This is a genomic window from Nocardiopsis sp. CC223A (genome assembly GCF_030766825.1).
Lineage (GTDB): Bacteria > Actinomycetota > Actinomycetes > Streptosporangiales > Streptosporangiaceae > Nocardiopsis.
On the sequence record NZ_JASFDV010000017.1, the window covers coordinates 1 to 17762 of the forward strand.

At 74.2% G+C, this 17762-nt stretch carries 19 protein-coding genes; 12 read left to right on the top strand and 7 right to left on the bottom strand.

What is annotated here, in order from left to right; all coding sequences use genetic code 11:
• Window positions 1-9 precede the first annotated feature (9 nt).
• Window positions 10-456 carry an iron chaperone gene (locus tag QJS33_RS09165; RefSeq protein ID WP_306367455.1) on the bottom strand — a complete coding sequence of 149 codons (447 nt, stop codon included), beginning with the start codon at window positions 454-456 and terminating at the stop codon, window positions 10-12.
• Window positions 457-656: 200 nt separating this feature from the next.
• Between QJS33_RS09165 and QJS33_RS09170 the strand changes: the two genes are divergently transcribed.
• Both QJS33_RS09170 and QJS33_RS09175 read left to right on the top strand, forming a co-directional pair.
• A complete protein-coding gene (locus QJS33_RS09170; RefSeq protein ID WP_306367456.1) occupies window positions 657-1205 on the top strand; it encodes a PadR family transcriptional regulator in 549 nt (182 codons plus the stop codon).
• Window positions 1202-2254: a serine hydrolase gene (locus QJS33_RS09175; protein WP_306367457.1), complete on the top strand. Its 1053-nt coding sequence runs from the start codon at window positions 1202-1204 to the stop codon at window positions 2252-2254. The genes QJS33_RS09170 and QJS33_RS09175 overlap by 4 nt, the downstream gene beginning before the upstream one ends.
• Here the strand turns inward: QJS33_RS09175 and QJS33_RS09180 are convergent.
• Window positions 2190-3125: a helix-turn-helix transcriptional regulator gene (locus QJS33_RS09180; protein WP_306367458.1), complete on the bottom strand. Its 936-nt coding sequence runs from the start codon at window positions 3123-3125 to the stop codon at window positions 2190-2192. The genes QJS33_RS09175 and QJS33_RS09180 overlap by 65 nt on opposite strands.
• Window positions 3126-3212: 87 nt before the next feature.
• Between QJS33_RS09180 and QJS33_RS09185 the strand changes: the two genes are divergently transcribed.
• The 4 genes from QJS33_RS09185 (at window position 3213) to QJS33_RS09200 (ending at window position 7598) form a co-directional block, all read left to right on the top strand.
• Window positions 3213-4007 (top strand): SDR family NAD(P)-dependent oxidoreductase, encoded by a 795-nt coding sequence (locus QJS33_RS09185; protein ID WP_306367459.1) that lies wholly within the window; start codon window positions 3213-3215, stop codon window positions 4005-4007.
• A gap of 125 nt (window positions 4008-4132) precedes the next feature.
• The gene (locus QJS33_RS09190) at window positions 4133-4627 is read left to right on the top strand and encodes an NUDIX hydrolase (RefSeq protein WP_306367460.1); all 495 of its coding nucleotides are present in this window, start codon (window positions 4133-4135) and stop codon (window positions 4625-4627) included.
• A gap of 136 nt (window positions 4628-4763) precedes the next feature.
• Complete coding sequence (locus tag QJS33_RS09195; protein ID WP_306367461.1) at window positions 4764-6983, top strand: molybdopterin-dependent oxidoreductase; 2220 nt, start codon at window positions 4764-4766, stop codon at window positions 6981-6983.
• 159 nt (window positions 6984-7142) lie between these two features.
• The gene (locus QJS33_RS09200; RefSeq protein WP_306367462.1) at window positions 7143-7598 is read left to right on the top strand and encodes a nitroreductase/quinone reductase family protein; all 456 of its coding nucleotides are present in this window, start codon (window positions 7143-7145) and stop codon (window positions 7596-7598) included.
• A gap of 16 nt (window positions 7599-7614) precedes the next feature.
• On the opposite strand, the gene QJS33_RS09205 is transcribed toward QJS33_RS09200, so the two are convergent.
• Window positions 7615-8019, bottom strand: coding sequence for a hypothetical protein (locus QJS33_RS09205; RefSeq protein ID WP_306367463.1), 405 nt, complete (start codon window positions 8017-8019; stop codon window positions 7615-7617).
• A gap of 230 nt (window positions 8020-8249) precedes the next feature.
• Between QJS33_RS09205 and QJS33_RS09210 the strand changes: the two genes are divergently transcribed.
• Genes QJS33_RS09210 through QJS33_RS09220 form a run of 3 tightly spaced genes read left to right on the top strand, consistent with a single transcriptional unit; the run spans window position 8250 to window position 9979 of the window.
• Window positions 8250-8585, top strand: a complete 336-nt coding sequence (locus QJS33_RS09210; protein ID WP_306367464.1) for a helix-turn-helix transcriptional regulator — start codon at window positions 8250-8252, stop codon at window positions 8583-8585.
• 47 nt (window positions 8586-8632) lie between these two features.
• Window positions 8633-9499 carry an SDR family NAD(P)-dependent oxidoreductase gene (locus QJS33_RS09215; protein WP_306367465.1) on the top strand — a complete coding sequence of 289 codons (867 nt, stop codon included), beginning with the start codon at window positions 8633-8635 and terminating at the stop codon, window positions 9497-9499.
• A 9-nt stretch (window positions 9500-9508) separates the two neighbouring features.
• A complete protein-coding gene (locus tag QJS33_RS09220; RefSeq protein ID WP_306367466.1) occupies window positions 9509-9979 on the top strand; it encodes a MerR family transcriptional regulator in 471 nt (156 codons plus the stop codon).
• On the opposite strand, the gene QJS33_RS09225 is transcribed toward QJS33_RS09220, so the two are convergent.
• Window positions 9976-11136: a GDSL-type esterase/lipase family protein gene (locus QJS33_RS09225; RefSeq protein WP_306367467.1), complete on the bottom strand. Its 1161-nt coding sequence runs from the start codon at window positions 11134-11136 to the stop codon at window positions 9976-9978. The genes QJS33_RS09220 and QJS33_RS09225 overlap by 4 nt on opposite strands.
• Window positions 11137-11146: 10 nt before the next feature.
• Window positions 11147-11725, bottom strand: a complete 579-nt coding sequence (locus tag QJS33_RS09230; RefSeq protein ID WP_306367542.1) for a TetR/AcrR family transcriptional regulator — start codon at window positions 11723-11725, stop codon at window positions 11147-11149.
• 598 nt (window positions 11726-12323) lie between these two features.
• Between QJS33_RS09230 and QJS33_RS09235 the strand changes: the two genes are divergently transcribed.
• Window positions 12324-13163: an alpha/beta fold hydrolase gene (locus tag QJS33_RS09235; RefSeq protein WP_306367468.1), complete on the top strand. Its 840-nt coding sequence runs from the start codon at window positions 12324-12326 to the stop codon at window positions 13161-13163.
• Here QJS33_RS09235 and QJS33_RS09240 read toward each other — a convergent pair.
• On the bottom strand, window positions 13152-13958 hold the full coding sequence (locus QJS33_RS09240) for a TetR/AcrR family transcriptional regulator (RefSeq protein WP_306367469.1): 807 nt from the start codon (window positions 13956-13958) through the stop codon (window positions 13152-13154). The genes QJS33_RS09235 and QJS33_RS09240 overlap by 12 nt on opposite strands.
• A gap of 70 nt (window positions 13959-14028) precedes the next feature.
• On the opposite strand from QJS33_RS09240, the gene QJS33_RS09245 reads away from it, so the two are divergent.
• Window positions 14029-16296: an excinuclease ABC subunit UvrA gene (locus tag QJS33_RS09245; RefSeq protein WP_306367470.1), complete on the top strand. Its 2268-nt coding sequence runs from the start codon at window positions 14029-14031 to the stop codon at window positions 16294-16296.
• 120 nt (window positions 16297-16416) lie between these two features.
• Window positions 16417-16557 carry a hypothetical protein gene (locus QJS33_RS09250; protein ID WP_306367471.1) on the top strand — a complete coding sequence of 47 codons (141 nt, stop codon included), beginning with the start codon at window positions 16417-16419 and terminating at the stop codon, window positions 16555-16557.
• A 180-nt stretch (window positions 16558-16737) separates the two neighbouring features.
• On the opposite strand, the gene QJS33_RS09255 is transcribed toward QJS33_RS09250, so the two are convergent.
• Window positions 16738-17694: a GlxA family transcriptional regulator gene (locus QJS33_RS09255; RefSeq protein WP_306367472.1), complete on the bottom strand. Its 957-nt coding sequence runs from the start codon at window positions 17692-17694 to the stop codon at window positions 16738-16740.
• Window positions 17695-17762: the final 68 nt, after the last annotated feature.

Below are 17762 nucleotides of genomic sequence, written 5' to 3' on the forward strand. Positions count from 1 at the left end.
GGGCGGGCCTCAGCCCGCCGCCCGCCGCACCAGCTCGGAGATCCGCTTCTCCACCTCGTCGGTGATCTCCACCAGGGCGAACGCGGTCGCCCACATCGGCCCCTCGTCCAGCTGCGCCGGGTCGTTGAACCCGAGCGTGGCGTAGCGCGCCTTGAACTTGGCCGCGCTCTGGAAGAAGCAGACGACCTTGCCGTCCAGCGCGTAGGCGGGCATCCCGTACCAGGTCTTGGGCGCCAGGGCCGGGGCTTCGCGGGTGACGATCGCGTGCACGCGCTCGGCCAGGACCCGGTCCTCGTCCGGCATCTCGGCGATCTTGGCGAGCACGTCCCGCACGGCCTCGGCCGCCTTCTCCTCGCGTGTGGCCCGCCGCGCCGCCTTCTTCTGCTCCTGGGCGTGCTCCTTCATCGCGGCCCGCTCCTCGGCCGTGAACCCCTCGTACCCGCCCTTGTCCGCCATGATCGCTCCCCGTGGTCGTGGATGGTGTGTCCGGGCCGGTTCCTCCCGGCCCCCTGTGACCACCATCTTTCCCCGGCACAGGGCCGGGGCGCCTCCGTGGTGACCACGGAGACCGCCACGGAACGCGGGTCCGCGTCGTTCATGCCTTAGGGGACAGCACAACTATTGGACCATGCACATATGTGAGCTATCCTCTATGCATGTCACTGCGGCACGCCATCCTCGGGATCCTGTCCATCCGGCCCATGAGCGGCTACGACCTCAAGAAGGCCGTCGACGGCAGCGTCGGCCACTTCTGGACCGCCGACCGGTCGCAGATCTACCGCACCCTCTCCGCGCTGGTGGACGAAGGACTGGCGTCCCGCGGCACCGTCGTGCAGGAGGGCCGCCCCACCCTGCACCCCCACACCGTCACCGACGCGGGCCTGGCCGAACTCGACCGGTGGCTCGCCTCGCCCCTGAAGACCCCGCCCACCCGGGACGCCTTCCTGGCCCGGGTGTTCTTCGCCGACCGCCTGCCGCCCGAGGACATCCGCGCACTCCTGGACGCCCGCCGCCGGGAGGTCGCCGCGGAACTGGCCGAACTGGAGGCCGTCGAGACCCCGGACCCCGCCGACCTGCCCGCGGGTGTCACCGAACTCGGCTACGCACTGCGCCTGGCCGCCCTCGACAACGGGATCGCCCACGCCCGGGCCGAACTCGCCTGGCTCGACGCCACCGAACGACGACTGGAACGGATCACCCCATGAGCCCGCCCCCCGCCGCCCGGCTGCACCGGATCGCCGCCCGCTACGCCGCCAAGCCCACCGTGTCGGCGTTCGCCGCCGCCATCGAGCAGCCCTCCACCGGGTTCTCCTGGAGCCACGGCGACACCGAACGCCCCTACTTCATCGCCAGCGTCACCAAGCTGTACACCGTCGCGGTCGTCATGCAGCTGTGCGAGGAGGGCGCGCTCACCCTCGACACCCCCGCCGCCGACCTGATCGGCGCGGACACGATGCGCGGCCTCAACACCCACGGCGGCCGCGACCACGGGCCGCGCATCACGGTGCGCGAACTGCTGGCCCAGACCTCCGGCATCCCCGACTACTTCGAGCAGAAGCGCCCGGACGGCACCACCTTCCTGGCCGACACGCTGCGCGCCGACGCCGCCTGGACCTCCGACGAGCTCATCGGCATGGCCCGCGGCCTGCCGAGCCCGTTCGCCCCCTCGACCCCGGGCCGGGCGTTCTACAGCGATACCAATTACCAGCTGGTCGGGCGCATCATCGAGGCGGTCACCTCCGGGAGCCAGGAGGCCGCCCTGCGCACCCGGATCACCGGCCCGCTCGGCCTGCACGACACCTGGATGCTCACCCCCGACACCCTGGACCGCTACGGCGAGGCCGCCCCGGTCCTGCACCGCCGCCGGGCCCTGCACATCCCCGAGGCGATCGCCTCGTTCCCGCCCGACGGCGCGATCGTCTCCACCGTCTCCGACCAGCTGAGGTTCCTGCGGGCGTTCACCGGCGGGAAGCTGTTCCCGGAGCACCGCCTGGCCGAGATGACCGCGCACTGGAACCCGGTCTTCTCGCGTCTGGCCCCCATCGACTACGGGATCGGGATCATGCGGTTCCGGGTGCCGCGCGTCCTGTCGCCGTTCGCGCCGGTCCCGGCGATGGTCGGCCACTCCGGCGCCTTCGGCAACGCCCTGTACCACCTGCCCGAACGCGGCCTGTACGTGGCCGCGACCGTCAACCAGATGGAGCCGCGCTCCCTGGTGCACAACCTGGTGGCGCAGCTCGTCGCCCGGCTCTGACGGGCCGTCCGGGCCCGGTTCGGCCGGACGCGTCCAGCCGCTGGGTGCCGACCACCGAGAGCAGCCGCAGCGCGCCCTCCGACGGGGAGCCGGGCTCGGCCGTGTAGATCACCACCCGCTGGCCCCGGTCGGCGACGTCCAGCACGTCGCAGTCCAGGGTGAGGGGCCCGACCAGCGGGTGGTCGACGGTCTTGCGCAGGGCGGGCATCGGGTCCACGTCGTGGGCGTCCCACAGCCGGGCGAACTCCGCACTCCCGGCGCGCAGGTCGCCCACCAGGGCCGCCACCCCGGGATCGTCGGGGTAGCGGGCGGCGGTGACGCGCAGGTCCCGGACCGCGGCCCGCGAGAACGCCGCCAGGTCCGACAGCCGGTACCGCCGCCGGTCCGGCCCCGGCGGGGCCAGGAAGACCTGCCGCACGAGGTTGCGCTCCTCGCGGGACAGGGCGGAGAAGTCGCCCATCAGCGCGGTCGCCAGGTCGTTCCAGGCGATCACCTCGTAGGTCGCCGACAGCACGACCGCCGCCGCGCCCGGCAGCTTGTCCAACAGGCGCAGGAGGCTCGGCCGCACCTCGCGTGAGGGGCCGGTCGGCGGTCCGGGCGGGGAACCGGCGAGGTAGTGGAGGTGGTCGCGTTCGGCGTCCGACAGGCGCAGCGCCCGGGCCAGCCCGGCGAGCACCTCACGTGAGGGGTGCGGGCCGCGCGCCTGCTCCAGCCGCGTGTAGTACTCGGTGGAGATGTACGCAAGCTGCGCCACCTCCTCGCGGCGCAGCCCCGGGGTGCGGCGCCGCGGACCGGCGGGCAGCCCCACGTCGGCGGGGGTGATGCGCTCACGCCTGCCGCGCAGGAAACCGGCCAGTCCTCGTCTGTCCACCCTCTCAGTGTGCCCGGGCTCGGCGCGGCCGAGCCAGGTACCGCCGGTACCTGGATCCGTTCCCGCACCGGGGCCACGCTCACCGGCATGGACACTGCAACCGCACATGACACCGACACCTCCGGCCTGCTGGCGGGCCGGACCGTTCTCGTGACCGGCGCGAGCCGGGGCATCGGCGCCGCCGCGGCCCGCCTGTTCGCCGCCGAGGGCGCCCGGGTGCTGCTCACCGCCCGGACCGGGGAACGGCTCAAGGCGGTGGCCGAGGAGATCCGGGCCGCCGGCGGCACCGCCGAGTACACGGTCTGCGACCTGGCGGACACGGACGCCGTCCGTGCCGCGGTCGGGCACACCGTCGACGTGTACGGCCGACTCGACGCCGCCTTCAACAACGGTGCCACCGCCGTGCCGCCCGGGCCCCTGGACCAGGCCTCCGAGGCCGACCTGGACCACGTCTACACGGTGAACCTCAAGGGCACCTGGGCGGCCGTGGCCGCCCAGGTCGCCGCCATCCGCGCGACCGCCGGCACGGGTTCCATCGTCAACTGCTCCTCCGTCGGCGGCTGGCGGGGCAACCCCGCCCTGCCCGCCTACGGGGCGATGAAGCGGGCGCTCAACAGCCTCACCGAATCGGCTGCGGTCACCTACGGGCCCGAGGGCATCCGCGTCAACGCCGTCGCGCCCGGCACCACGCTGACCGACATGGTGAGCGCCTGGGAGGAGGTGGCGCCCGGCGTCGTCGACCTCCTCAACTCCCGGACCCCGCTGCGCCGGGCGGCCGCGCCGGAGGAGATCGCCCAGGCCGCCGCCTGGCTGCTCAGCGAGCGGGCCTCCTACGTGAGCGGGGTGGTCCTGCCGGTGGACGGGGGGCTGCACACGGCGTGACCCCGCCGCACGGCCGGGACACGACACGCAGGGAGGGGTCCGTGGCGGCCCTGCGCCGCGGTCGGTGGCGCCCACACCCTGGACGTGGTCTACGCTCGGGCCCGTGAGCGACGGCGGGCGGTGCGATGGACGAGGAAGAGGAGCGGCGGTTCTTCGCGGGCCTGCCCGCCACCCGGAGCGCGGCCGGGGCGCTGATCCTGTCCCCGGCAGGCGAGGTCCTGCTTGTAGAGCGCCCCTACCGGCCCGACCGGCCCTGGGGCCTGCCGGGCGGGATCGTCGAACGCGACGAGTCCCCGCTGGCGGCCTGCCGCCGGGAGCTGGAGGAGGAACTCGGGGTCCGGGCCGCCGTCCGGCGGCTGGTGGCCGTGGACTGGGTGCCGGGTGAGGGCGTGCGGACCACCGCCCTGCACTGGCTGTTCACCGCCGACCTGCCCCCGGGGGCCGAGCCGCGGCTGCCCCCGGAGGAGCTGTCGGGGTGGATGTGGGCGGCCCCCGGCCGCATGGGCGACCTGCTGGCCCCGAACACGGCCCGCCGGGTGTCGGCGGGGCTGGCCGCCGCCGCGGCGGGGGAGACGGTGTACCTGGAGAACGGGCACCCGGTGCCGGACGGGGAGCGCTGAGCCGGTCCGGCACCGGGTTCCCGTGTCCGGTCCGCCCGGACGGTGCCGCGGTGGGCGCCCCGACCTGTACACCCGGTGCGGGCGGCGGTAGTGTCACCCCAAACCGACTGTTCGGTATGTCGACGGGAGTCCCCCCATGGAAACGGCGCTTCGGATCTGCCCGCTGTGCGAGGCCACCTGCGGCCTCACCCTCACCATCGACACCGGGCGGGTGACCGCCGCCCGCGGCGATCGCCGGGACGTCTTCAGCTCGGGGTTCGTCTGCCCCAAGGGCGCGACCCTGCCCGCCCTCGACAACGACCCCGACCGCCTGCGCCGCCCCATGGTGCGCGAGGGCGAACACTGGCGCGAGGTCGACTGGCCCGAGGCGTTCGCCGCCGTCGACGCCGGGCTCTCCGGGGTCGTACGCCGCCACGGCCGCGACGCCGTCGCCGCCTACCTGGGCAACCCCAACGTGCACACCCTGGCCGGACAGCTGTACTCGGGGCTGCTCGCACGCACCCTGGGCAGCACCAACGTCTACAGCGCCAGCACCGTCGACCAGATGCCCAAGCACGTCTCCTGCGGGCTGATGTTCGGCGACCCGCTGGCCATCCCCGTCCCGGACCTGGACCGCACCGACCACCTGCTCATGCTCGGCGCCAACCCGGTCGAGTCCAACGGCAGCCTGTGCACCGCACCCGACTTCCCCGGCCGGCTCAAGGCGCTGCGCGCCCGCGGCGGGCGCCTGGTCGTGGTCGACCCCCGGCGCACCCGCACCGCCGACCTCGCCGACGAACACGTCCCCGTCCGGCCCGGAACCGACGCCTACCTGCTCTTCGCCATGGCCCAGACCCTCTTCGCCGAGAAGCTCGCCGACCCGGGAGCCCTGGCCGGTCACGTCGAAGGCCTGGAACAGGCCCGCGACCTGGCCGAGGAGTTCACCCCCGAGGCCGTCGCGCCCGTCTGCGGTGTGGACGCCGACCGCATCCGCGCGATGGCCCGCGACCTGGCCGCCGCGCCCACCGCCGCCGTCTACGCCCGCGTGGGCACCACCACCGCCGAGTTCGGCACCCTCACCAGCTGGCTCGTGGACCTGCTCAACCTGATCACCGGCAACCTCGACCGCCCCGGCGGAGCCCTCTTCCCCCGCCCCGCCCACCGCCCGGCCGGTCCCGGCCGCAGCCGCCCCTTCCGGCTCGGACGCTGGCGCAGCCGCGTGCGCGGCCTCCCCGAGGCCAAGGGCGAACTGCCCGCGGTGACCCTCGTCGACGAGATCGCCACCCCCGGCGCCGGACAGGTGCGGGCGCTGGTCACCGTGGCCGGGAACCCGGTGCTGTCCACCCCCGGCGGCGACCGCCTGGACCGGGAGCTGGCCGGCCTGGAGTTCATGGTGAGCGTGGACCCCTACCTCAACGAGACCACGCGGCACGCGCACGTCATCCTCCCGCCAGCACCGCCCAGCCGCACCCCCCACTTCGACCTCGCCTTCGCCGAACTGGCGGTGCGCAACACCGTCCGCTACTCTCCCGCGCCCCTGCCCCTGGGCGAGGGGGAGGCCGACGAGTCGCTCATCCTGCGCCGGCTCGTGCAGATCGCCGCCGGCCAGGGCCCGGACGCCGACCCCGACGCGGTGGACGAGGCCGAGACCGCCCGGATCCTGGCCCGCGCCACCGCCGACCCCGACTCGTCCGTGCACGGACGCGACCCCGCCGAACTGGCCGCCGCCCTGTACCCGGGAACCTGGTCCGAACGCCGGGTCGACCTGCTGCTGCGCCTGGGCTCCTACGGCGACGCCTTCGGCGCCCGCCCCGACGGGCTCACCCTCCAGAGCCTGCTGGACGCGCCGCACGGCGTGGACCTGGGTCCGCTGGACCCCCGCCTCCCCGAGATCCTGGCCACCGCCTCCGGCCGCGTCGAGGCCTGCCCCGCCCCCGTGGCCGAGGACGTCGCCCGCCTGAGCCGGGGCCTGGCCGCACGCCGCCACTCCCTGGTGCTCGTGGGCCGCCGCCACCTGCGCTCGAACAACAGCTGGTCGCACAACGTCCCCCGGCTCACCGGCGGCAGCAACACCTGCACTCTGCACGTCCACCCCGACGACGCCGAACGCCTGGGCCTGGCCGCGGGCGCCGAGGCCACCGTGCGCAGCGCCTCCGGCGAGGTGAACGCCCCCGTCGAGCTCACCGACACCGTCGCCCCCGGCGTGGTGAGCCTGCCGCACGGCTGGGGGCACGGCCTGCCCGGCACCCGCATGACGGTCGCCGCCCGGAACCCGGGGGTCAACGTCAACGCCGTCACCGACCCCTCGGTGGTGGACCCCCTTTCGGGCAACGCGGTCCTCAACGGCGTCCCCGTCGCGGTGCTGCCCCACGGATGACGTCCGCGGGGGCCTCCCGGGCTCCGCGGCCGAGGGCGCCGGCCGGGGCGGTGCGCGCCGCCGCAGGCCGGGACCACGGACCGGGCCCGGCCCGCACCCTCAGGGATTCCTGAGTCGGCCGTGAGTCCGCCCGAACCCCGGGCGGGCACTCTCACGGGTATGAGCACACCCGAGGACGACCGTCCCATCGACAGCCCCGACCCGTCCGTCGCCGAGCACGTGCGCCGGTACATCGCCACCGGCGGCGCCAGCGGCTACCTGGAGGGCGGAACGACCAACCTCGTCCTCACCCACCGCGGCCGCGCATCGGGGCGGCTCTACCGCACCGGCCTGTTCTTCGGCACCGACGGGGACTCCCTGGTGCTGGTCGCCTCGGGGGCGGCGATCACCCACACCCATCCGCAGTGGTACCTCAACGTCACCGCCCACCCGGAGGTGGAGGTCCAGGTCCGCGACCGGCGCCTGCGCGTGCGCGCCCGCACCGCCCGGGGCGCCGAACGCGAACGCCTGTGGGCCATGATGGCCGACCGCGCCCCGGTCTACCGGACGTACTACGGGCCGCGCACCCGCCGCACCATCCCGGTGGTCGTCCTGGACCCGGTCGGCCCGGCCTGACCGCTCCCGGGCGGCGTCAGTCCCAGAGAACCGACCACACGGCCATGCCCTCCGGCACCGGCGGCACGTCGAGGTGGTCGCCCACCAGGCCCGGGATCACGCCGCTGGACTCCAGGCCCTCGATCCACCCGGTACAGGTGACCTCGTCGGCCGCCGTGCACAGCGCGACGGCCTCCGCGGCCACCTCCTCCAGGTCGAGGGTCTCGGGGTGGAGCTGGACCCGCACCCACGCCACGTCGCCGCGGCGCTCGATCCCCCGCAGCCGACCGGCCAGGATCGACAGCGGCGGCCGTCCGTACCCCCACTGGTTGGGTGCGATGGACTCCTCCTCGGTGTTGCCGTCGAAGAACTCGTCGAGTGTGAGCAGGGGCATGGCGCCCGCATCGGAGGTGCGGGCGATCACCCGGGCCGCGGAGATCATGCCGCGATCCTCGCACGCCCGTCCGACACCGCCCCGCCAGGAGCGGGGCGGGTCGCGCGATCCGCGCAGGCCGGCACCCCGGGCCAGGGCGTTCGGCCGGGTCGACGGTCCCGTCACCGTCGGCCTGCTGCGGCCGTGTCGCCCGCGCGCCGGATGCCGACCCGGGTCGCGCCGCCTTCCGTGATCGGGTTCGCGGCACCGGACTTCGACCCCGTTCGTACAATGGCCGCATGCACACCGAGCGCATCCCCCGCCACCCCGACGTCGCGGCCCTCACCCTGCAGCGGCTCTTGGAGGCGCTGGTGGACCCGGTGCGGCGCAGCATCGTCGAGCAGCTCTACGACGCCCCGGCCGACGTCGCCTGCGGGGGCTTCGACCTGCCCGTCAGCAAGTCCACCGCCACCCACCACTTCCGGACCCTGCGCGAGGCCGGGCTCATCCGCCAGTACTACGAGGGCACCTCACGGATGAACACGCTGCGCCGGGAGGAGATCGACGCCGCCTTCCCCGGCCTGCTGGACGCGGTCGTGGCCGCGGACCGGGCCGAGCGGGCCGCCGCCCGCTGAGATCCGGGTTTGCGTTCGAGTGCGCTCGAAGGCCTAGCGTCGCCCCCATGACGACGACACCGAACACCTGGATCATCACCGGCGCCTCCCGCGGCCTGGGGCGCGCCCTGGCCGAGGCGGCCCTGGCGGCGGGCGAGCACGTGGTGGCGGCGGTGCGCCGCCCCGAGGGCGTCGCCGACCTGGCCGCCGACCACCCCGACCGCTTCCTGGCCCTGGCCCACGACGTCCGCGACACCGACGCCGCCCCGGTCCCGGCCCGGGCCGCCCTGGACCGGTTCGGGCGCATCGACGTCCTGGTCAACAACGCGGGCCGGGCCGTGGTCGGCGCGGCCGAGGAGGTCGGCGACGCCCCGCTGCGCGAGCTGATGGACCTGCACCTGTTCGGCCCCGCCGCGCTGGTCCGCGCCGTCCTGCCCGCCATGCGCGCCCAGGGGTCGGGGACGATCGTGCAGATGAGCAGCCAGGGCGGGCGGATCTCCTTCCCCGGGGTGTCGTCCTACTCCGCGTCCAAGTTCGCCCTGGAGGGCTGGTCGGAGTCCCTGGCCGGGGAGGTCGCACCGTTCGGGGTGCGGGTGATGCTGGTGGAGCCCAGCCGGTTCCGGACCGGGTTCAACGACGCCGACGTGCTGGAGTTCGCCGCCGACTCGCCGGTCTACCGCGACGTGCTCGCGGCGGTGCGCGCCGACATGGCCGGGGCCGACGGCCGCCAGGAGGGCGACCCCGAGCGGGCGGCCGAGGTCATCGTGTCCCTGGTGCGCGGCGGCGAGGTGCCGCTGCGGCTGCCGCTGGGCCGCGAGGCCGTCGAACGCCTGAGCGCGGCCCACCGGCGCGGCCTGGCCGAGGTGGAGCGGTGGGCCGAGACGGCCCGCGGTACCGACTTCGCCGGGGTACCGGCCTCGGTCCGGCCGGTCTAGTCTGACGCCATGGCCACCGATGAGCTGATGAACCGGGCCCTGGCCGCGCTGGAGGACGGCGCCCCGCCCTCGGTCGAGGCGATCCACCGGCTCACCGACCGGGCCGTCGGCGCCGGGCCGATGACGATCGCCGAGGTCGCCGAACGGTTGGACCTGTCCCCGCACACGCTGCGCTACTACGAGCGCGAGGGGCTGGTCCGGGTGGCCCGGGACGCGGGCGGGCACCGGGTGTACGACGCCGAAGCGGTACGGCGCCTGGTGTTCCTCACCCGGATGCGGCTGTCCGGGATGGCCATGCGCGACCTGCGCCGCTACGTGGGACTGGTCGACGCCGGGGAGCACACGGTGCCCGAGCGGCTGTCCATGCTGGTCGAGCACCGCGAGGCCACCCGCCGCCGGATGCGCGAACTGGCCCTGTCCCTGGCCGCGATCGACTACAAGATCGCGACCTACGGGGGAGCGACCGGCCCCGACGTCTAGGCCGGCGGGCCGCCGGCCCCCAGGACCAGGTCGGCGAACCGCTCGCCGATGCGGCGGTGCGCAGCGGTGTCCGGGTGCAGGGAGTCGGGCATGGGCAGCTCGGCCGCGTCCGCCTCCCCGTACAGTTCCAGGCCGTCCAGGTAGTGCAGGTGCGGGTCCCGGGACGCCCGCTCCTTGACGATGCGGGCCAGCTCGCGGCGGATGTCGGTGAGCGCCAGCCGTCCGGCCGCGCGCTCGGCCGCGTCGCCCTGGGCCAGGTAGGACAGCCGGCCCTCGGCGAGGGCGGACACGTCCATCTGCGTGGGGCCGGGCACCTCCTCGTGGATGGCGCAGTGGATCGGGGAGACCACCAGCAGCGGCGTGTCCGGGTGGCCCTCCCGGACGGTGTCCAGGAACCCGTGCACGGCCGGGCCGAAGGCGCGCCTGCGCATGGCGTCCTGGTTGACGACGTTGATGCCGAGCTTGACGCTGATCACGTCCGCCGGGACACCGCGCATGGTGCGGGCGGTGAAGGGGTCCACCACGGCGTTGCCGCTCAGGCCCAGGTTGACCAGGTCGACCCCGGCCCGGGCGGCGGCGACCGCCGGCCAGATCGCGGTGGGGCTCGCCGCGTCCGAGCCGTGGCTGATCGAACTGCCGTGGTGCAGCCACACCCGCCGACCGCGGTCGGCGGCCGGGGCCACGGGCGCGTCGGTGCGCAGGGCGACCGGGGTGGTGGCCTCGTTGTGCGGCAGCCAGATCTCGACGTCCTTGTCGCGGTCGGGCAGGCCGGTGAAGCGCACGGTCCCCACCGGGCCGGGGCGGTGTTCGACGGCCCCGGTGGTCATGTCGATGACCAGGGTGTCCCCGCCGTCCACGCGCCCCTGGGCGGTGAGGTGCCCGTCCACGAGCAGGTCGTAGACCCCGGCGGGGCGCGGCGGGGCGCCGACGTAGGAGCGCTTGGTGGGCAGGGCGTCGAGTTCGACGACGGTGGCGCGGGTGCGCAGGGCCAGGCGGACGCCGGAGGTCTGGGCGGCGATGTCGGCCATCAGCGGGTCGGGCGCCTGGGCCAGGGCCCACTCGGGCAGGCGCACCGGGCGCGGCCCGTGTTCGGTGGGCCGGATGTCGACGGCTCCGCGCAGCAGGTCGGCGGTGACCGGGGTGGTGGTGAGGTCCATGGCGGGGTTCCTAGTGATGGTCGGGTGCGGGCCAGTTGCGCAGCAGGGAGTCGAGGGCGTCGATGGTGCGCGACCAGGTCGCCCCGGTGTCGGGGGCGCTGTGGTCGAAGCCCCCGCCCATCTCCAGGCTCACGTAGCCGTGCAGGGTGGCGCCCAGCAGCCGGACGGCGTGGGTCTCCTCGGCTTCGGGCAGGTCGTAGCCGCGCAGGACGGCGCGGGTCATCCGGGCGTGCCGGGGCCCGGCACTGGCGGCGGCGGTGCCGGGGTCGAGCCGGAACCGGGTGGCGGCGTAGCGGCCGGGGTGCTCGCGGGCGTAGTCGCGGTAGACGTTCGCCAGCGCGGCCAGGGCGTCCCTGCCCGAGCGCCCGGCCAGGGCGTCGGCGGCCCGGTCGGCGAGCTCCTCCAAAGCCAGCAGGGTGATGCGGGTCTTGAGGTCGTGGGAGTTCTTCAGGTGCGAGTACAGGCTCGCCGCCTTGACGTCGAACCGGCGGGCGACCTCGGAGAGGGTGACGTGCTCGAACCCGGCCTCGTCGGCGAGATCGGCCCCCGCCCGGACCAGGAGTTCGGTGCTGAGCCCGGCGCGTGCCATCATGACTTCCCCTTTCGACTACAGCAACCCTACATCTACCTAAAGGCTTTAGGTAGATGATGGATTCCCATAGGAAGCGGGACCCCGGTCGCACCGACCGGCCGGGCCGCCCGCGCAGAGCCCGGGTCAGGAGCCGTCGCCGGTGAAGTAGTGGGAGATGTCCTCCCAGGTGAAGGGGTCGTGCCAGGCCGGGGCGCCGGTGAGCCGGCCCGACATCGCGGTGACGGCCTCCTGGGGGAGCCGGTGTACGCGCGGTGGCGCTCGGCGGGGCCGCCGTCGCGGTATTCGAGCCGGTACCCGCCCTCCCGGTACCTCCACAGCACCTGCACGTAGTCGTCGTCATCGCGGTCGACGATGAGGAATTCGTTGCCCCTCTCCAGGTTGGTCGCCATCGTGTCCACGTCCTGCGGAGTGGGGCCGTGGACCGTCCGCCCGCTCTCGTCCCATGCCTCGGTCGTTATGGGGGTGCGTATCGGCCATGAGCGCGACATCCGCGGTCAAAACTCCCCATCATCCCCTTTGACTCCCCTTGTTTGGGAAGTTTAGAGTACTTCAAAGACTCCAATGGGGAGTTATGGGGAAGGAAGGGGGAGTTCCGATGAGTGTGATCTACCGGTCGGCGGCCGGGGAGCGGGAGATCCGGCGGCGGTACCGGGAGGCACTGGAGGCCTGGCCGGTGCCCGCCGAGCAGGTGCGCGTGCCCACCCGGGAGGGGGAGACGTTCGTCCTGGTCTGCGGCCCCGAGGACGCGCCGCCCGTGGTCCTGCTGCACGGCTCGGGCGCCGACTCCTCGGTGTGGGCGGGCGACGCCCCCACCTGGTCGCGGCACCTGCGGATGTACGCCGTGGACCTGGTCGGCGAGCCCGGGCTGAGCGCCCCCGCGCGCCCCGCCCTGGACTCCGACGCCGTCGCCCTGTGGCTGGACGACGTCATGGCCGGGCTCGGACTGTCCCGGGCGGCCTTCGTCGGGATGTCCCTGGGCGGGTGGACCGCCCTGGACCACGCGATCCGCCGCCCCGGGCGGGTCGAGCGGCTGGCGCTGGTGTGCCCCGGCGGCATCGGCCGCCAGACCCCGCTGCGCATGGCGCCGGCCATGGCCTGGACCCCGTTCGGCCGGTGGGGGAGGCTCCGCTCGGTGCGGGCCGTGCTGGGCCTGCACGAACCTGAGCACGCGCCGCTGGTGCGGGACGTGGCCGCGGTCTTCGGGGAGTTCCGGCCGCGCACCGAGACGCTGCCCGTGTTCTCCGACGCCGCCCTGCGCGGCCTGGACATGCCGGTGCTGGCGGTCATGGGCGGAAAGGACGTCATGATCGACTCCGCCGACACCGCGCGGCGGCTGCGCGCCCACGTCCCGCACGCCGACGTCACCGTGCTGCCCGGCGTCGGCCACGCCGTCATCGGGCAGGGCCCCGCGGTGCTGGACTTCCTACGGGGCTGAGCGCCCCGAGGCGCCCAGGTGCGCCTCCAGGGAGTCCAGGACCGAGGCCAGCCCCGACCGGAACGTCTCGCGCGCCTCCTGCTCCAGGTAGGGCTCGGACTCGTTCTCGTTGGTGAACGCCCCCGCCTGCGCCATCAGGGCCAGGGTGGGAAAGCGCGCGTCGAAGTCCGGGGCGACCTCCTCCAGCAGACCCGACCGCTCGTGCCACCACACGTCCTCGGGGATCCCGGTGACCGCCTCCGCCCGGCGGGCCTCGGCCGCGACCTGCACCTGGCCGCGCACCAGGTTGAACAGGGTCCCGTAGGTGGTGCGGATGCGCACCGGGGGCAGGCCCGCCCGGTGCAGCACCGCCGCCAGCGACTCGAAGAGCCGGTACTCGTTGGGGCCCAGCACCGGGCGGGCGGTGGAGACCTCCAGAGCCCAGGGGTGGCGCAGGTAGAAGTCCCACAGCCGCACGGCCCAGGCCTCGGTCGCGGTGCGCCAACCGGGGGAGCGGTCGGCCTCCGCGGCGTCGGCGGGCTCGCCGAAGACGTGGTCGTACATCAGCTCGACGAGTTCGTTCTTGCTGGCCACGTAGGTGTACAGGGACATGGCGGTGCGGCCCAGGCGCTCCCCGACCGCCCGCATGGACAGCGCCTCCATGCCCTCGGCGTCGGCGACCTCCACGGCGGTGGCCACCACCAGGTCCACGGTGAGTTCGGGCCGGCGGCCGGCGGCGCGGGGCGCGTCCCCCGGGGTGCGCCACAGCAGGGACATCGCGCGGCGCGCGTCACCGCGTCCGGGGTACACGACCACGATTGTCCTCCTTATGCCATAAACTCGATCAGCCTGAGAGTTTATCGCATAAGGAAACCTGGAGAGCAGCGTGCGAACCGAGCATCCGGCCGACGGCCACGACACCATCCAGGTCCGCGGCGCCAGGGAGAACAACCTGGCGGGGGTCGACGTCGACATCCCCAAGCGCCGCCTGACCGTCTTCACCGGCCTGTCCGGCTCCGGCAAGTCCTCCCTGGTCTTCGGGACCATCGCCGCGGAGTCACAACGGCTCATCAACGAGACCTACACGACCTTCGTCCAGTCGTTCATGCCCAGCGTCGGCCGCCCCGAGGTGGACACGCTGCGCAACCTCAGCGCCGCGATCATCGTCGACCAGGAGCGCATGGGCGCCAACTCCCGGTCCACCGTGGGCACCGCCACCGACGCGGCCGCCATGCTGCGCGTCGTCTTCAGCCGGGTGGGCACCCCCCGCCTGGAGCCCTCCAGCGCGTTCAGCTTCAACAACGCCGAGGGCATGTGCCCCGAATGCGAGGGCCTGGGCCGGGTCAACACCATCGACATCGACGAACTGGTCGACGCCGACCTGTCCCTGAACGAGGGCGCCATCACCGCCCCCGGCTACGGGGTGGGCACCTGGTACTGGCAGGTGTTCGCGAACTCCGGGCTGCTGGACCCCGACAAGAAGGTGCGCGACTACACCGAGCAGGAACGCGAGACCTTCCTGCACCACCCGGTCACCAAGGTCAGGATCGGCACCACCAACATCAGCTATGAGGGCCTGGTCCCCAAGATCAAGCGCACCTACCTGGCCAAGGACCGCGACAAGATGCAGGCGGGGCTGCGCGCGTTCGTCGACCGCGCCGTCACCTTCTCCACCTGCGCCGAGTGCGACGGCACCCGGCTCAACGCCGCCGCCCGGTCGGTGAAGGTCGCCGGACGCAGCATCACCGAGTGCTCGGCGATGCAGATCGACGACCTGGCCGCGTTCGTGCGCACCCTGGACGAGCCCTCGGTCAAGCCGCTGCTGGACGGGCTGGGCCACACCCTGGACTCCCTGGTGGAGGTCGGCCTGGGCTACCTGAGCCTGGACCGGGAATCGGGCACCCTGTCGGGCGGGGAGTCCCAGCGGGTGAAGATGGTCCGCCACCTGGGCTCCAGCCTCAGCGACGTCACCTACGTGTTCGACGAGCCCACCATCGGGCTGCACCCGCACGACATCGAGCGGATGAACAGCCTCCTGCTGAGCCTGCGCGACAAGGGCAACACCGTCCTGGTGGTCGAGCACAAGCCCGAGACCATCTCCCTGGCCGACCACGTCGTGGACCTGGGCCCGGGCGCCGGCCCCGCGGGCGGGCACATCACCTACACCGGCGACGTGGCGGGTCTGCGCGCCTCGGGCACCCTCACCGGCGACCACCTGGACCACCGGGCGCGGCTGCGCGAGAACGTGCGCACCGCCCGCGGGGCGCTGTCCATCACCGGCGCCACCTCCCACAACCTCAAGGACGTCAGCGTGGACATCCCCCTGGGGGTGCTCACCGTGGTCACCGGGGTGGCCGGGTCGGGCAAGAGCTCGCTCATCCACGGGGCGCTGCCGGGCCGCGAGGGCGTGGTGGTGGTCGACCAGTCGCCGATCAAGGGGTCCCGGCGCTCCAACCCCGCCACCTACACCGGGTTGCTGGACCCGATCCGCACCGCCTTCGCCCGTGCCAACGGGGTCAAGGCGGCGCTGTTCAGCGCCAACTCCGAGGGGGCCTGCCCCGAGTGCAAGGGCGCCGGGGTCATCTACACCGACCTGGCGATGATGGCCGGGGTGGCCACCACCTGCGAGCAGTGCGAGGGCAAGCGGTTCCGCCCCGAGGTGCTCGCCCACACCCTGCACGGCAAGAACATCGGCCAGGTGCTGGCCATGTCGGTGGTGGAGGCCCGGGAGTTCTTCACCTCCGGCAACGCCCGGGTCGTCCTGGACCGGCTGCACGACGTGGGTCTGGGCTACCTGGGCCTGGGGCAGCCGCTGACCACCCTGTCGGGCGGTGAGCGCCAGCGGTTGAAGCTGGCGATCTCCATGGCCCGCCAGGGCGCGGTGTACGTGATGGACGAGCCCACCACCGGCCTGCACCTGGCCGACGTGGACCGGCTGCTGGCCCTGCTGGACCGGCTGGTGGACGACGGCAACACGGTGATCGTGATCGAGCACCACCAGGCGGTGATGGCGCACGCCGACCACATCATCGACCTGGGCCCGGGCGCCGGGCACGAGGGCGGCCGGGTGGTGTTCGAGGGCTCTCCGGCGGATCTGGTCGAGAAGTCGGACACCCTCACCGCCCGCCACCTGCGCACCTATCTGGGCCATTGACCCCACCGGGGTCGGCGCCGCCGTGCGCCGGCCCCGGCCGCAGCGGCGCCGAGAACGGCCGGTAAACCGGTTCCACCGACCTTTGAGCTTGAGGTTGACGAACCTGCCCGGCAGAGCCGGGTGAGCCTGGGCACCGCCCTGGCCCAGGGCGCCTACACCGCCGCCCGGCGGGCGGCCGCCGAAGCCCTGTCCGAGGGCACCTACGGGGAACTGGACGGCGCCCTCGACTTCGGCACCCTGAACGGCCACTTCGTCCGCTGACCCTTTCCCGCGGTCGTTCCCGGCGGTCTCGGCGGTACACCGGCGGGCAGGCCCACCGACGACCCGCGGGCGGCGGTGGCGGAGTTCCCGGCGGGCGGGTGGAGCGATCCCCTCCCCGGGCGGACCTGTGACGCGGGCACCGTCCCCCCCGGGGCAGGTGGTCGGCGGGTCGGGAGCCGTTCAGTCGCCGGGGTGCCGGGCGCGAAAGGCCGAGCGGTAGGCCAGGGGGCTCACCCCGACGGCGCGGTGGAAGTGGCGGCGCAGCGTGGTGGCCGTGCCCATGCCGCAGCGGGCGGCGATCTGCTCCACGGTCGCGTCGGTGCTCTCCAACAGCTCCCGGGCCAGGCCCACGCGCTGGCGGTGCAGCCACTCCAGTGGGGCCGCCCCGGTCTCGGCGTGCATGCGCCGGGCCAGCTGGCGCGGGCTCAGCCCCGCCCGCCGGGCCAGGTCGGCCACGGTCAGCGGCCGGTCCAGCCGGGCGTGGGCCCACTCCAGGGCCCCGCCCAGACCGTCGCGGGTGCGCGGCACCGCGGGCGGGGCGATGAACTGGGCCTGCCCGCCCGGCCGGTGGGCCGGTGCGACCAGGCGGCGGGCCAGCCCGTTGGCCGCGGCGGCCCCGTGGTCGGTGCGCACCAGGTACAGGCACAGGTCCAGCGCCGCGGTCTTGCCCGCCGCCGTCAGCACCCGACCGCCGTCGGTGTACAGGACGTCGGCGCGCACGTCCACACGCGGATGGCGGCGGGCCAGCTCCGCGGCGTGCATCCAGTGCGTGGTGGCCACAAGTCCGTCCAGCAGCTCCGCGGCGGCCAGCACGAACGCCCCCGTGCACAGAGACACCATCCGCCGCCCGGCGGCATGGGCGGCGCGCAGCGCCGCCAGGAACACCGGGTCGGGTTCCTCCAGCGGCCGGTGCGAGGCGGGCACGACCACGGTGTCCACCCCGGCCAGGTCCTGCCAGCGGCGGGCGGGCACCCCCGGCAGCAGGGGCGCGGGCGCACCGTCGGCGGTGTGCGCGCTCAGCCGGTACCAGTCGCCGTCGGCGGACAGGTCGGAGCGGTCCACCCCGAAGACCTCGGCGGCGATCGCCGTCTCGTAGGGCATGGTGTGCTCGTGCAGGGCGATCCCGACCGTGTGCATGTCCGAAAGTGTACGCAGGGAGTCGGATCGGACACTGGCCCGCGGGTCCTCCGGGGCGAAGGATGGGG

Bases quoted from the DNA above. Each gene is read 5' to 3' on its own strand.
- QJS33_RS09165 (WP_306367455.1), bottom strand. From the start codon at position 456: ATGGCGGACAAGGGCGGGTACGAGGGGTTCACGGCCGAGGAGCGGGCC.
- QJS33_RS09170 (WP_306367456.1), top strand. From the start codon at position 657: ATGTCACTGCGGCACGCCATCCTCGGGATCCTGTCCATCCGGCCCATG.
- QJS33_RS09175 (WP_306367457.1), top strand. From the start codon at position 1,202: ATGAGCCCGCCCCCCGCCGCCCGGCTGCACCGGATCGCCGCCCGCTAC.
- QJS33_RS09185 (WP_306367459.1), top strand. From the start codon at position 3,213: ATGGACACTGCAACCGCACATGACACCGACACCTCCGGCCTGCTGGCG.
- QJS33_RS09190 (WP_306367460.1), top strand. From the start codon at position 4,133: ATGGACGAGGAAGAGGAGCGGCGGTTCTTCGCGGGCCTGCCCGCCACC.
- QJS33_RS09195 (WP_306367461.1), top strand. From the start codon at position 4,764: ATGGAAACGGCGCTTCGGATCTGCCCGCTGTGCGAGGCCACCTGCGGC.
- QJS33_RS09200 (WP_306367462.1), top strand. From the start codon at position 7,143: ATGAGCACACCCGAGGACGACCGTCCCATCGACAGCCCCGACCCGTCC.
- QJS33_RS09205 (WP_306367463.1), bottom strand. From the start codon at position 8,019: ATGATCTCCGCGGCCCGGGTGATCGCCCGCACCTCCGATGCGGGCGCC.
- QJS33_RS09210 (WP_306367464.1), top strand. From the start codon at position 8,250: ATGCACACCGAGCGCATCCCCCGCCACCCCGACGTCGCGGCCCTCACC.
- QJS33_RS09215 (WP_306367465.1), top strand. From the start codon at position 8,633: ATGACGACGACACCGAACACCTGGATCATCACCGGCGCCTCCCGCGGC.
- QJS33_RS09220 (WP_306367466.1), top strand. From the start codon at position 9,509: ATGGCCACCGATGAGCTGATGAACCGGGCCCTGGCCGCGCTGGAGGAC.
- QJS33_RS09225 (WP_306367467.1), bottom strand. From the start codon at position 11,136: ATGGACCTCACCACCACCCCGGTCACCGCCGACCTGCTGCGCGGAGCC.
- QJS33_RS09230 (WP_306367542.1), bottom strand. From the start codon at position 11,725: ATGGCACGCGCCGGGCTCAGCACCGAACTCCTGGTCCGGGCGGGGGCC.
- QJS33_RS09235 (WP_306367468.1), top strand. From the start codon at position 12,324: ATGAGTGTGATCTACCGGTCGGCGGCCGGGGAGCGGGAGATCCGGCGG.
- QJS33_RS09255 (WP_306367472.1), bottom strand. From the start codon at position 17,694: ATGCACACGGTCGGGATCGCCCTGCACGAGCACACCATGCCCTACGAG.